Raw genomic sequence first — 13,209 nt, 5'->3', positions numbered from 1 at the left:
CGCGCATCCCGTCTCACCAGCAAAGACGCAGGTCAGACCACCTCAACCCCGCTCCAGCAGACACGACTTTGCCGCGGCCCTGGGGGTGTGCCGCCCTGAGTCGACGCATTGGCTCCCGGATTGGCTCCCTGCGGGTCTGTAGCTTGGCCCTCGTCATAGGTGGGCTTCGTGGGGTCCCTGCCCCTCCGGCATCCGGCGGCGCGGGGCACGTCTCGGACATCGGTTCTGCCGGCAGTGCAACAGGTCCCGCCCGTCGAGCTGGTGGCGACGTGGTGAGCTCGGTCGGCGGGACCTGTTGCACTGTCGGCAGGTTCGGTGTCAGGGTCCCGGTCAAGCCGTTGGATGACGGAGGGACGGGGCACCACGGGCGTTTCCCTGCCCCTCTGGTGTTCGGTTGGTGCCCGCCGGAGGCACTGCCTGCCCCTGGCGGGGGAGGATCGAAGGGATGATCGTGCGCGCACACTACAAGACGAGTGGTGAGGCCTCGAACGGCGAAGAGGCCGACTTTTGGTTTGAGTTTGAGGGACTTGAACCAAGGAGGCAGGTGACGCGCGTGGGCGAACGCTGGTTGTGTTCGCTGGACGAGTGGGATGACGACGTCGGAATGCTTCTAACGGATCAAGCCCTCCAGCCCGGGGAGTTCCTCGACGAGAAGACGATCCCCGCAGACGAGTTCGAACTGGCGTGGGTGCACGCCGTTGAGGCGCGCACTGCACCATGACCGCTGCCTGGAGCTGAGCACCGAAGAGACGATCTCGACCACTTCTGTCGGGACCGTCTCTTGTCATGTCTGGGGCCGGTAGGCCGTCGGGGTGCGGTGGAGTGCGCGCAGGGCGCGAAGCGCCCGGAGCGCGGGGCCCCATCGCGGGCCCCCGCCGGCCGGACGGCCGAGCGCGGCGGAGCCGCGCCTTGAGTCAGTAAAGAAAGTCCTCACGCGTCCAGGATGTCTCTATGTCGCCAGCCAGCAAGATACCGCTCAACCAATTCGACCATGCGCGAGTTGTCCCCAGCGGCCCTAGCCCTCTGCGCCGCTCTTTGGATGAGTTCTTGATCACCGAGAACACGTAGCAACAAGTCCCAGGCAAGCACCTCTTCAACCTGAACCTGCGGTGAATCGCCAGCCTGGGTCCTGTTCGTTGCTCTTGCCGACAAAACGAGTGCCCACACCGTATCCATGTCGAACGCACTCGCATCTAAACTGTGCCCTTCATCCAAAGCAAAGACGTAGGCGCGAAGCAGGTCCCATTCTCTGCTGGGAAATAAAGGCGGCGACGAGGCTATTTGATATGCCACCGTCGACTTACTCCTCTCTAGGAATTCTGGGCTTGCAAGGCCGGCACCCCCTTCTTGCCCGATGCCGAGAACGCGCAACATGAGCAGCTTCTCAGAATAGAGTTTTGCTGCGGACAGGACGTCTTCCACGGCTCGTTCGCGCGCAGTTTCGTCAGAAATGGACCGCAGAATCCGCAGGATCACGCGCGCAACAGCCGTGCTGCCATCGAAGGAGAACAGGAGTCCAGGTTGCTCGGGAACTCGAGTCACCACGCCAAGGAGTGTCACGCAGACCGACGAGATTCCAGCACTGGGATACTCTCCCTCGTAGAGCTCAAGCGCATCAAGAGTCGCCCGGAGTTGCTCGGATGGCAAGTTCCACATGTGGCTCTTGAAGGCCGCTTCGTCACTGAAGAGCTCGATCGCTGTTTCTGCGAGACGTAGCGCATGCATTCCTGCAGGGGCGAGCCGCTCGAAATAGAGAGCAAGGAAGTCGGGATGTGCGACACGATGCTCCCGGCGCCAATATGCCAACGACTCTGAACCTTGCGTTCGATTCATAAAATACTGACTTCCCGCAGGCAGGATCCTCCCAAAAAAAGAACCCGTAATGTCAGGGTCTGCCGGACGCTGTCCGGCGGCAGCCGATGCGAGGATTTCCCTCATTTTCGGCTCACCCTCCGCTCGCTGCTGTGCGACGCTCTCAGTAGGTCCGAAAAGTCGGGTAAGGAAGTCTCGGTTTCGTCGAATCACCTCGAAGAACGCCGGGTTGAAGAGCCTGATTGCTTCCAGCGCGAGGATGTCTACGATGTCAATTTCGTGCCCGAGGCTGATGACAGCGAAGCGCGAGCCCGCCACGAGACGATCGATGTCCCGCACGCTGTGCACCAGTGGCTCAATAATCTCCGCGTAGACATTCGGCCAACGTTCTCTATTGAAACGTGGCTCCGAGTTCCTTCTGACGACGTCATCGAAGTCGGAGAGCAATTTCTCCCGCAAGAATGTGGCGGGAGTCGACGGGATATCGAATCCGACTTGGACAATCTTTTCAAGATACATCCGTCCCGCAGATCCCGACTCCTCCAACGCAGACTCGACCCGTTCGCGATCAAAGGAAAGCAGGTAAATCACGTTCGGGAAACTGGCCGTGAGCCGAACTAAGCGGAACATGTCTCGAATTTCTTCGGTTGTCAGGCGATCAATGTCGTCAATGACAACCACAACGGGCGATTCGAGGGCGGAGAGTTGCGCCGATATCTTGTCGCGAAGATCCGATACGCTCTGCTCGTTTCGCTCGTGGTATGAGGCTGCGAGCTCCTTAGCCATATCGATGACACGGTCTGTCCACGCGCCGACCACTGGGAGCACCGCGAGCGGACGAAGCACGTCAGCGTAGTCGCGGATGTTCTTTGCCACGCCTCCGAATTTTGCCTTATCATTCACTTCCAGTTGCGCAGCTAGCTCGGCAAGGAACGCTTCTGCGAGTTGATGCGTCCCCGAGAATAGCCACGGATTAAAGTCCACCACCTCTATTTCGGGTAGGGCTTCCAAATCCTCCGTTATGAGGTTCACAAAGGAACTCTTGCCGTGCCCCCACGGCCCCATAACCCCTACTACTAGCCCTGTTCGCGCATCAATCTTGAGGATGTCTCGGATGAGGTCGTGGGCCAAACGAGCTCGTTCAAGCAAGTCGTCCGCTGCGGTCTCGATCGGCGCGTCGACCGGCGGGTAGTGTTGATCGATTTTCATGAACCGGCCTCCGTCGCGCCATCAGGTCTCAGTGATTCTGTGGACGATTCTGACGTATTGGCCGAGCCGGAGGAACGTGGGACACACAAATTCGACGATTAATCACCCGGCCGGTCTGAGTCGGCTCAGCCTCAGGTCGCTACCTCCCAAGAGGTCGGGGACCTTCTATCGAGACGTAGATCACTGTCGCGTCGTCAGCAGCCTTACCTCGGGGCCAACGCCGGCCTTGCGGATCCGATGCTTCGGCGTCGCGCACTGCCTGGATGAGCGCTTCGGACCCTTGGTCGCGAATCAGGTCAAGGGCTGTGTCCCACTTGGCTAGATCGAATCGGTCGACCAGCCGGCTCGCGCCGTCGCTGAGCAAGGCGAGGTCCCGGACATCGGCAACATCGAGGGCTACCGTGATCGACTGGTGGGCTGCTTCTGGTTCGATGCTGGAGCCCGAGGGCGGCCTGCCGGCACACATCGAGGTCTGGCGGTCGGTGCGGTTCGGGGGCGACACGAAGACTCCGAAGTCTCGGCGCACGCTCGCGTTCTCCGGCTACGTGGGAACGGTCCTTCGCAAGCATGGGGCCGAACAGGACAGTGCCCGGCAACGTGCGGGCGAACGGTGGCAAGAGAACGAGCTGGTCTTTCCCTCCCAGGTCGGCACGATGCAGGATGCGCACAACGTGCTCCGTGCGTTCCGGCACGCGCTGCGCCTGGTGCCCGGGATCGATCCGGAGGAATGGACAGTGCGGGAGCTGCGCCCGTCGTTCGTCTCGATCCTGTCCCAGCACGGGCTAGCGATCGAGGAGATCTCGCGTCTGATGGGTCACTCGGGAACGGCGGTGACCGAGCTGGTATACCGGCACGAGCTGCGGCCCGTTCTGGAGTCCGGCGCGAGCATCATGGACACCGTGTTTCAGCACGTCGTGAGGGAGAACGGCGACGATGCCGAATCCGCTTAGGCTCCCGAATAGGCTCCGTCAGTCGTGTGGGACGACGAAGCCCACCAGCACTGTTCTGTATCTGTGCTGGTGGGCATGGGTCGGGCTGACTGGATTCGAACCAGCGACCCTCTGCTCCCAAAGCAGATGCGCTACCAAGCTGCGCCACAGCCCGTCGTCCGCCAGGCACGTAGGCCCGCGCGACCCGCACGAACACTACGCGCGTGGAATAGATCGTAACGGATCCGCAGCGGCAGAACCTGCCGATTTCACGCCCTGGCCAGGACCCCGACGTGTCAGACGTACAGGTCACTCCCGTGACCTGTACGTCTGACACGTCGGCGGGCGGGGCGGCTACCCGTCGCCCAGCGTCGACGCCCGCGCCACCAGCCGGGGCGCGAGCCGTTCGACGCCGTGCGCCGGGTCGCCCTCGATCGCCGCGATCAGCAGCTCCGCCGCGCGCTGGCCGAGCCGTTCGAGGCGCATGTCCACCGTGGTCAGCGGGGGCCGGCTCGCGAGCGACATGACGTCCCAGTCGTCGTAGCCGGTCACGGCCACGTCGTCGGGCACGCGGACGCCGCGCTCCCGCAGACGGTCGCAGCCGCCCCGCGCGAGCTGGTCGGAGGCGAAGACGATCGCGTCGATCTCGGGCGGTGGGCCGGAGCCGTCCCCGTCGAGCACGAGGTCGACGGCGCGCCGCCCCCACTGCTCCGACCAGTCCCCGTAGCGCGCCGGGCCCACCAACTCGAGGTCGCGGAACCGCAGCTCCGCGGTCAGCGCCTCGTGCCGCAGGGTCGACGCCGCCTGTTCCGCACGCCCGCCCACGTAGGCGATCCGACGCCGGCCGAGCCCCACGAGGTGCTCGACGAGGAGCCGCATGCCGGCGGCGTCGTCGGGCACCACGGAGGCGTCACCGGGGTCCGTGGAGGGCGCGAACGCGTAGACCACCGGCATCGGCACCCGGATCGGCTCGCGCGGCTCGGTGGAACGGCCGGTGACGATGATGCCGTCCACCCGGCGGGCCACGAGCGCGCGGACGTGGTGCTGCTCGCGCACCGGGTCGTGGCGGGCGGTGGCGAGCAGCGCCGACAGCGCACCACCGACCAGGGCGTTCTCGGCACCGAGCACCACGGGCAGCGAGAACCGGCCGGCTGAGTCGGTGCTCAGCAGGCCCACGGTGAAGCTGCGGCGCGCGGACAGGGAGCGCGCGGTCGCGTCGGGCACGAACCCGAGCCGGTCGGCCGCCTCCCGTACCCGCGCACGCGTGCTCTCCCGGAGGGAACCGGTGTCGTTGAGCGCCTTGGACACCGTGCTCGGCGAGACACCCGCGAGCGCGGCCACGTCCGTGATCCGCACGACGGTTCCCCGGTCCATCACGCACCGACCTTCCTGGTCCACCACCCGTCAGCATTCCTTCCGCAGTTTCCGCTGCACATCGCGGACCGCTGCGGACCGAGCACCATGCTACCTCCTCGATGGGTTCATAAGCGCCTTGACAAGCAGTTTTGCGGAAACCTTTGACGCGACGAAGCGGCGTCCCTACGATCAGGAAATCGGATTCCTTGTTTCCGGACATGACAGCTGTTGCCGTCCCTGAGGAGAAGATCGATGACGACCCTGCCATCCAGCGGCACCGTGCGCGGACCCGCCGAACCCACCAGCGGCGGCCAGGTACTGCTCCGGCCTCTCGTCTCCGGCCGGGTCACCGTCGACACCGGCTTGTGGCGCCGGACCGCCGACGTCAACCGGTCGGCCGCGATCCCCGGAGGCCTCGAACAGCTCGGCAAGGCCGGGAACATCCGCAACCTCGAGATCGCCGCCGGCGTGGCGGAGGGCGAGGCGATCGGTCCGATCTTCGCCGACTCCGACGTCCACAAGTGGCTGGAGGCGGCCGCCTGGGAGTACGCCCGCGAGCCGGACGAGCAGCTCCTCGCGGACCAGCTGCGGGTCACGGCGCTGCTCGCGGCGGCCCAGGCCGACGACGGCTACCTCGACACCGTGCCGCAGCTGCGGGGCGTGCCCCGGTACAGCGACCTGCCCTGGAGCCACGAGCTGTACTGCGCGGGGCACCTGTTCCAGGCGGCGGTCGCGCAGGTGCGTGGAACAGGCCACCGCGAGCTGCTCGACGTCGCCGTGCGGCTGGCCGACCACCAGGTCGCGACGTTCGGCGACGGCGAGGGGCAGCTGCGCGAGGTCGACGGCCACCCGGTGGTCGAGATGGGCCTGGTCGAGCTGTACCGGGAGACGGGCACGCGGGCGTACCTGGACCTGGCGCGGTGGTTCGTCGAGGCGCGCGGCACGGGGATCATCGAGGGCCACGGCAAGGCACCGACCTACTTCTCCGACCGGGTCCCGGTACGCGGCGCCACGACGGTGGAGGGCCACGCGGTACGCGCGGTGTACCTGGGAGCGGGGGCGGCCGACGTCGCCATCGAGACCGGCGACACCGAGCTCCTCGCGGCCCTGGCCACCCAGTACCGCTCGATGGAGCGCGAGAAGCAGTACCTGACCGGCGGGCTCGGGGCGCGCTGGGAGGGCGAGGCGTTCGGCGACCCGTTCGAGCTGCCGGCCGACCGCGGGTACGCCGAGACCTGCGCGGCGATCGGCGGCGTGCAGTGGGCGTGGCGCATGCTGCTCGCCACGGGCGAGGCCCGGTACGCCGACCAGATCGAGCGGATGCTGCTCAACGGCTTCCTGGCCGGCGTGTCGCTGTCGGGCACCGAGTACTTCTACGTGAACCCGCTGCAGCTGCGCTCCGGGGCCCACGCCGACGAGGACCGCAGCCCCGCGCACGGCCGCCGCGGCTGGTTCGACTGCGCGTGCTGCCCGCCCAACATCATGCGCACGGTCTCCAGCCTCACCGGGTACCTGGCCACCACCGACGACACCGGGCTGCAGCTGCACCAGTACGCGCCGGGCACGGTGTCCGCCGCGCTCGGCGACGGGACCCTGAGTCTGCGCGTCGACACGCGTTACCCCGACGAGGGTCGCGTGACGCTGCACGTCGAGGAGGCGCCCGACGGGGAGACGACGCTCGCCCTGCGCGTCCCCTCCTGGGCCGACGGCGCCACGCTCGACGGCGATCCCGTCGCCGCCGGCACCTACGCCCGGGTCACACGCCGGTTCGCCGCGGGCGACTCCGTGGTGCTCGACCTGCCGATGGCACCGCGGCTCACGGTCGCCGACCCGCGGGTCGACGCCGTGCGCGGCTGCGTCGCCGTCGAGCGCGGCCCCCTGGTGTACGCGCTGGAGCAGCCCGACCAGGCGGACGGCGCGGTGGTCAACGACCTGCGGATCGACGCCGCCGCCGAGCTGTCCGACGAGTTCCGGCCGGACCTGCTGGGCGGGGTCACGGTGGTGCGCGCACGCGGCGCCGTCGCACCCGGGCCGGAGCCTGACGCGACGACGCCGTACGGGCCGGCCACCACGCCGTCGGCCCCCGCGGTGGACGACGTCGAGCTGACCGCCATCCCCTACTACGCCTGGGCCAACCGTGGCCCGCAGGCCATGCGGGTGTGGATCCCGACCCTCTGAACGACCCGGTGGCCGAGCGTGCCGACGCGCTCGGCCACCGGTACACGACGCGCAAGGGAGGAGAGCAATGGAGCTCACCAGACGCCAGCTGCTCGCGCTGGCCGGTACGGCCACCGCGGCTGCCGCGCTGGCCGGCTGCGGCGGCACGCTGCGGCCGGCGAACATCGAGGCCGCGGGGTTCGGCGAGAACGCGAGCGGCACGCTCAACCTGTGGTGCCGGTCGGACACGGTGAACGGCACCCAGGCCGTCGTCGACGCGTTCCACCAGGCTCAGGACCGCATCCGGGTGGCCGTCACGCCCATCCAGAACGGGCAGTACGTGACCAAGCTCGCCACCGCGATCCGCGGCGGCCGGGTGCCCGACGTCATCGACATCGACGACATCTACTCGACCCTGTTCGCCTACCGCGACGCGTTCACGGACCTGACGCCGCTCATCGAGGACCTCGGCATCGGTGACGCGCTGAGCCCCGGCCACCTCGCGCTCAGCACCAAGGACGGGCGCCACTACGGGCTGCCGTTCATCGGCGACTTCTCGGTGCTGTTCTGCAACACCGAGCTGTTCGACCGCGCGGGCCTGTCCGTGGAGGAGCACACCGCGGACTTCGCGGGGATCCTGGAGGCGGCCCGGGCGATCACCGGCCTGGACGACGGCGTCTACGGCTGGTCGTTCCCCGGCAACGCGTCCGGGGCGCTCGGCTTCACCGTGCAGCCGCACGTGTGGGCCACCGACCGCGACCTCATCGCGGGCGACGTGGGCAGCCAGCGCGGCGACGTCGTCGGCAACGACGCGCTGCGCCGCACGCTCGACCTCGAACGCACGCTGTGGGCCGAGCAACTCGTGCCCCCGGGCAGCTTCTCCGACGACGCCTCGCGCTGGTCGGCCGACTACACCGCCGGACGGCTCGGCATGTTCCCCGCCGGGTACGGCGTCGTCGTGCCCAATGCCGACCAGGAGCTGCTGGACCGCACGCAGGTGGTCATGCTGCCGGGCCCCGACGGCGGGCGCGCGTTCTTCGACGGCGGCGACAACCTCTGCATGCTGAACGGCGCGCGCAACCCGTCGGCGGCCTGGGAGTTCATGAAGTTCGCCGTCGACGTGCAGCAGCAGGCGCGGATGCCGGAGGGCTTCTACTCCCCCGTCCGGTCCGACGTGGTGACGCCGGAGTTCGCCGAGAACTACCCGCTGGTGCTGCCGCCGCTCGAGGCGATCGACCGCGGCTACGCGCCCACCACGCTCGCCTACAACCTGATCTACAACCAGCAGGACGGGCCCTGGCTCCGGATGTTCCGCCAGGCAGTCTTCGACGGGGAGGTCGACGCCGCCATGAGCGAGGCCCAGACCACGTACGACCGCATCCTGAGGCAGGCACAGGTATGAGCGCCCCGACCGTGCGCACCCGGCCCGCGGGCGCCCGCCGGCACGGCTCCCTCACGCACCCGGAGCGGACCGGCCTGGCCCTCGTGGCACCGGCCGTCGCGCTCGTCGTCGTCTTCGTGCTCGTGCCGCTCGTCGTAGCGGTCTACATCTCGCTGACGAACTTTCCGCTCATCGGCTCCTACCGCTTCGTCGGACTGGAGAACTACGGGCTGGTCCTGACCGACCCGGCGTTCTGGGGCTCGCTGGGCTACACCCTCCTGTACACGGCGATCGTCACGCTGCCGATCCTGCTGCTCGGGTACGCGCTGGCGGTGCTCGTGCGGTCCAACCGCCGGGGCGCGACGGTGCTGCGCACCATCTTCTTCGTCCCGTTCGTCATCGGTCTGACGACGCTGAGCTTTCTCATGCTGCTGGAGGCACAGCCGAACAGCGGCATGGTGAACATCGCGCTCAGGTGGCTCGGGATCACCGACGGGACCACCGCCTGGCTCGTCGACGGGCCGCTGGCCACCGGGCTGCTGTGCGTCATGGTCATCTGGGGCGTGTCCGGCCTGACCATGGTGCTGCTCATGTCCGGGATGCAGGGCATCCCGCGCGAGGTGTACGAGTCGGCGGAGATGGACGGCGCCTCGTGGTGGCAGCGCGAGTGGCAGATCACCGTGCCGATGCTGCGCCGGACCATCGCCATGACGGTGATCCTGTCCGTGATCGGGTCGTTCCTCGCGTTCACCCAGTTCTACATCCTGACCCAGGGCGGTCCGGGCTCCGAGACGACGACCATCGTGATGGCGATCTACCGGCGGGCGTTCGTGCAGCTGCAGCTCGGCGCGGCCACGGCGATGTCGCTCGTGCTGGTGGTCATCACCGGCCTGGTCACCGCCGCCCAGTTCTGGCTGCTGCGAGAGAGGAGCTGACATGACTGCTGTCACAGAACCTTCGGTGTCCGCTCGCGGGTCCGCCGGCCGGCGCCGTGCGCTGGACAGTCCCGGATCGCCGGAGCGGACGCCGGGCGGCCGCGGGCCGGACAGGGACACGCGCGTCAAGCGCACCCTGTACGTGGTGGGCGGGACCCTCGCGGCGCTGGTGTTCCTGGTGCCGCTCGGCATCGCGTTCGTGCGGGCGGGGCAGCCGGGCGACGTGATCGTCGCGGCCCCCGACGCGCGGTTCTTCGACCTCTCCTGGGTCAACTTCCAGGCGGTCGCGGACCAGCCGGAGGTGTGGCGCGGCATCCTGAACTCCGCGATCGTGTCGGTCTCGACGGCGGTGCTCACCGCCGTGCTCGCGACGCTCGCCGGGTACGGGTTCGCCAAGTTCTCGTTCCGGGGGCGCGGCATGCTGTTCGGGCTGGTGCTCGTGACCCTGATGATCCCGTTCCAGGCGATCCTCACGCCGCTCTACCTGCAGATGAACGTCATGGGACTCACCGACAACCTGCTCGGCCTCGTGCTGTTCTACACGACGGTGAACCTGCCGTTCGGCATCTTCGTGATGCGCAACAGCTTCGCGGCCGTGCCGGCGGAGCTCGAGGACTCCGCGCACGTGGACGGGGCCGGGACGTTCCGGATCCTCACGTCGGTGCTCCGGCCGCTGGTGATCCCCGGGGCGGCGACGGCGGCGCTGTACGCGTTCCTCGCGTCCTGGACCGAGTTTCTCGGGGCGCTGACGTTCCTCACGGACCAGACGCTGTACACGCTGCCGGTGGCGCTGGTGAACCTGCAGCAGGGGGCGTACGGGCAGGTGAACTTCGGGCTGCTGGCGGCCGGGTCGGTGATCGCGATGATCCCGTGCGTGGTGCTGTACGTGGCGCTGCAGCGGTACTACGTGGCGGGGCTGGCTTCGGGGTCGGTGAAGGGGTGACGGTGGGCGCGGGGGTTTGCGTGCGGGGCGGGCTGCTCGCGAGCGGGGCGGTGCGCGTGCGGCGCGGTGCGGCGCGGTGCGTGGGTGGGGAGCGTCCGCAAGGGCCCGAGGTTTGCTAAGGTATCGCTCGCGCCGTGCTTACGAGTACGGCCGTGCGGGCGTAGCTCAATGGTAGAGCCTTAGTCTTCCAAACTAATTACGCGGGTTCGATTCCCGTCGCCCGCTCTCCATGCGAGAGCGCAGGTCAGAGCAGGTTTCTGGCTTGCGCTCTTCGCACTCCTGGGGGCCTGGAAGGCACTCTCCGTGCCCTAACGTGCCCTTAGTTGGTAACAACTGGGGCCGGAGCGGAGCTACCCCGATGCCCACCTCACCCACCGCCATAGACACTCACCCGGACGTTCCGGGCACACCTGCGGGTATGAAGACGCGACGACGCGGCCGCCGCGCCGCGTACGGCAACATCCGCGAGACCCGCCCCGGCCGCTGGCAGGCCCGCTACACGGGTCTCGACGGTCGCCGGCGGCCGGTCGGTACCTTCGACAAATACGAGGATGCAAACGCCGCCCTGGCCAAGGTTCTCGCCGACATTCACCGCGGCACGTATCGCGCGCCGGAGACCGGTGATGTCCCGCTGCGCGAGTACGCCCGGACCTGGCTCTCGATCCGCGAGCTCAAGCCGACCACCCGCGACGGCTACGTGGGCCTCCTGGACCGGTGGATCCTCACGGCGCTCGACGTCCCTGGCACAGGTCGGCAGATCAATCTCGGCGATCTCCCGCTGCGCGCGATCACACACGGTGTCGTCTCCGAGTGGTACGTCGCACTGAAAGCGGCGACAGCCGCCTCGGCGACGGCCTGGCTTTCGAGGCATACGAAACTTTCCGACGCCGCCCATGTACGAGCTTGGGCGCGGCAGAGCGCGCGCCCCGTCAAAGAATCTGGCCGTATGCCCGCTGCACTGTGGCAGGCATGGCGCGATGCGGGCTCGCCACGCGTAGCGAAGAACGCCGTGCGAGCGGAGGCGGTAACCGGCCGGACGCAAGCTGCGCATGCCTACGCCCTACTGCGGACCGTCTGCAGCGACGCGGTGCGCGACCGGCTCCTCGACGCTAATCCCTGCACGATCCGTGGCGGCGCCCAGACGCACCCTGCCGAACGCGTCATCCCGGCCGGAAGCGTCGTTGATGCCATCGCCGCCGGGTGCGTCGGCGGATCGGAGCGTTACCGCGCGGCGGTCATCGTGGCGGCTTGGTCGGGGCTGCGCGCTGGGGAGTTGTTCGCGCTGCAGCGCAAGAACATCGAGCGGACCGGGGCGGGCGGGGTACGACTCCGTGTGACCCGGGCACTCGTGGACGTCAAGGGAAAGCCGATCTCCTTCGGGCCGCCGAAGTCAGAGGCGGGCAAGCGTGGCGTCCACCTACCCCCTCCTGCCGCCCGGGCGCTCCTTGTCCATCTGGACAAGTTCACTGACCCGGATCCAGACGCACTTGTCTTTGCTACGAGCACTGGGCGACCACTCCGCGGAGGTCAACGAAGCCAGATGTTCTCTCGGGCCAAGTCTCGTGCTGGGATGCCGCCGGAACTGCACTGGCATGACCTGCGCCACCTCGCCGCGACCCGCGCAGCTCAGGCCGGTGCGACGCTGGCCGAGCTGATGAAGCGACTCGGCCACTCCACCGTCGCAGCGGCCATGGTGTACCAGCACGCGACGGATGACGGGGACGCGCGTCTTGCGGAGCGAATGGCTGCACTGGATACGGCCCAGCAGGCACCGAACGTTCTCGCATTCCCGGCGTAACTTCCAGGCGGTGCCCGGACGTCGTCACCGGGCACCGCCTGTGCACCTCATGGTGACGTTCCAGACGAGTCGTCGGAGGTGCATGATGAGCGCCACGCCCCTCAATTCAAGCAACGCCGATCCGCTGGTGAGCGCCACGCAGGCTGCCCAGATCCTCGGTATGTCCCGGTGGTGGTTCGGCGAGCTGGTCCGCCGCGGGCGGTTCGGGCCTTGCGCACGGATAGGCAACCGCATTCGCGTGCGCCAGTCTGTCCTCGATGCCTACCGGGCCGAAAAGGTCGGCAACGCCGGCGATCCATGGCTCTCGTACGAGGGCATCGCTGACTACCTCGACGTCTCGCCGTGGACTGCCGGCGAACTGGTTCGCCACGGCGAGATCGAGGCGACGCGTATCGGTCGGCGCGTACTCGCCAAACGCTCAGCGGTCGAGGCCTACATCGAACGATGCACAACATAGCGCGGACGTCGACAGGGTGGCGTTTCTGCTCGTGGTCGGACCTGGTGCGTCTAGGTGAATGGCGAGCCTTTGGTGCGCAGGGTGACCGTGAGCCGTGACGCCACCTCACCCTTCCGATGCTTCGATCACCACGGGCGGCAAGTTCCCAACTAGTACTACAGCCGTAGATCGGGTCTGTGGGCTGCGCTGATGCTGCCTTCGCGTCGTTGGTAGTGGGCTCGTCGGGCGCGGT

General features: G+C 67.7%; 10 protein-coding genes and 2 tRNA genes. 9 read left to right on the top strand and 3 right to left on the bottom strand.

Translation table 11 applies throughout. The features are described from left to right. Positions 1–445: 445 nt before the first annotated feature. Complete coding sequence (locus ACYVK7_RS18145) at positions 446–721, top strand: hypothetical protein (protein WP_460889112.1); 276 nt, start codon at positions 446–448, stop codon at positions 719–721. Positions 722–930: 209 nt separating this feature from the next. Here ACYVK7_RS18145 and ACYVK7_RS18140 read toward each other — a convergent pair whose 3' ends face one another. After that, positions 931–3,021 carry a KAP family P-loop NTPase fold protein gene (locus tag ACYVK7_RS18140; protein ID WP_460889111.1) on the bottom strand — a complete coding sequence of 697 codons (2,091 nt, stop codon included), beginning with the start codon at positions 3,019–3,021 and terminating at the stop codon, positions 931–933. A gap of 401 nt (positions 3,022–3,422) precedes the next feature. On the opposite strand from ACYVK7_RS18140, the gene ACYVK7_RS18135 reads away from it, so the two are divergent. Further along, positions 3,423–3,971 carry a tyrosine-type recombinase/integrase gene (locus ACYVK7_RS18135; protein ID WP_460889110.1) on the top strand — a complete coding sequence of 183 codons (549 nt, stop codon included), beginning with the start codon at positions 3,423–3,425 and terminating at the stop codon, positions 3,969–3,971. 80 nt (positions 3,972–4,051) lie between these two features. On the opposite strand, the gene ACYVK7_RS18130 is transcribed toward ACYVK7_RS18135, so the two are convergent. Further along, positions 4,052–4,125, bottom strand: a tRNA-Pro gene (locus ACYVK7_RS18130). Between the two features lie 179 nt (positions 4,126–4,304). Beyond that, positions 4,305–5,324, bottom strand: a complete 1,020-nt coding sequence (locus ACYVK7_RS18125; protein WP_460889109.1) for a LacI family DNA-binding transcriptional regulator — start codon at positions 5,322–5,324, stop codon at positions 4,305–4,307. 234 nt (positions 5,325–5,558) lie between these two features. On the opposite strand from ACYVK7_RS18125, the gene ACYVK7_RS18120 reads away from it, so the two are divergent. From ACYVK7_RS18120 to ACYVK7_RS18090, 7 genes are all read left to right on the top strand, one after another. Continuing rightward, positions 5,559–7,484 (top strand): glycoside hydrolase family 127 protein, encoded by a 1,926-nt coding sequence (locus ACYVK7_RS18120; RefSeq protein WP_460889108.1) that lies wholly within the window; start codon positions 5,559–5,561, stop codon positions 7,482–7,484. Between the two features lie 67 nt (positions 7,485–7,551). Then, positions 7,552–8,865, top strand: a complete 1,314-nt coding sequence (locus ACYVK7_RS18115) for an ABC transporter substrate-binding protein (RefSeq protein WP_460889107.1) — start codon at positions 7,552–7,554, stop codon at positions 8,863–8,865. Beyond that, a complete protein-coding gene (locus ACYVK7_RS18110) occupies positions 8,862–9,779 on the top strand; it encodes a carbohydrate ABC transporter permease (RefSeq protein ID WP_460889106.1) in 918 nt (305 codons plus the stop codon). Before ACYVK7_RS18115 ends, ACYVK7_RS18110 begins: the two co-directional genes overlap by 4 nt. A gap of 1 nt (position 9,780) precedes the next feature. Beyond that, entirely contained in the window at positions 9,781–10,722 is a 942-nt protein-coding gene (locus ACYVK7_RS18105; RefSeq protein ID WP_460889105.1) for a carbohydrate ABC transporter permease, read from the top strand. 154 nt (positions 10,723–10,876) lie between these two features. After that, a tRNA-Gly gene (locus tag ACYVK7_RS18100) sits at positions 10,877–10,947 on the top strand. A 193-nt stretch (positions 10,948–11,140) separates the two neighbouring features. Then, positions 11,141–12,520, top strand: a complete 1,380-nt coding sequence (locus tag ACYVK7_RS18095) for a tyrosine-type recombinase/integrase (protein WP_460889104.1) — start codon at positions 11,141–11,143, stop codon at positions 12,518–12,520. Between the two features lie 85 nt (positions 12,521–12,605). Beyond that, entirely contained in the window at positions 12,606–12,977 is a 372-nt protein-coding gene (locus ACYVK7_RS18090) for a helix-turn-helix domain-containing protein (RefSeq protein WP_460889103.1), read from the top strand. Positions 12,978–13,209: the final 232 nt, after the last annotated feature.

The sequence above is a fragment of the Promicromonospora xylanilytica genome (assembly GCF_054782895.1).
The sequence above is the reverse complement of the archived record's forward strand: the minus strand, read 5'-3'. Positions and strand labels throughout refer to the sequence as shown.

Bases quoted from the DNA above. Each gene is read 5' to 3' on its own strand.
- ACYVK7_RS18125 (WP_460889109.1), bottom strand. From the start codon at position 5,324: ATGGACCGGGGAACCGTCGTGCGGATCACGGACGTGGCCGCGCTCGCG.
- ACYVK7_RS18095 (WP_460889104.1), top strand. From the start codon at position 11,141: ATGAAGACGCGACGACGCGGCCGCCGCGCCGCGTACGGCAACATCCGC.
- ACYVK7_RS18115 (WP_460889107.1), top strand. From the start codon at position 7,552: ATGGAGCTCACCAGACGCCAGCTGCTCGCGCTGGCCGGTACGGCCACC.
- ACYVK7_RS18105 (WP_460889105.1), top strand. From the start codon at position 9,781: ATGACTGCTGTCACAGAACCTTCGGTGTCCGCTCGCGGGTCCGCCGGC.
- ACYVK7_RS18090 (WP_460889103.1), top strand. From the start codon at position 12,606: ATGAGCGCCACGCCCCTCAATTCAAGCAACGCCGATCCGCTGGTGAGC.
- ACYVK7_RS18145 (WP_460889112.1), top strand. From the start codon at position 446: ATGATCGTGCGCGCACACTACAAGACGAGTGGTGAGGCCTCGAACGGC.
- ACYVK7_RS18120 (WP_460889108.1), top strand. From the start codon at position 5,559: ATGACGACCCTGCCATCCAGCGGCACCGTGCGCGGACCCGCCGAACCC.
- ACYVK7_RS18140 (WP_460889111.1), bottom strand. From the start codon at position 3,021: ATGAAAATCGATCAACACTACCCGCCGGTCGACGCGCCGATCGAGACC.
- ACYVK7_RS18110 (WP_460889106.1), top strand. From the start codon at position 8,862: ATGAGCGCCCCGACCGTGCGCACCCGGCCCGCGGGCGCCCGCCGGCAC.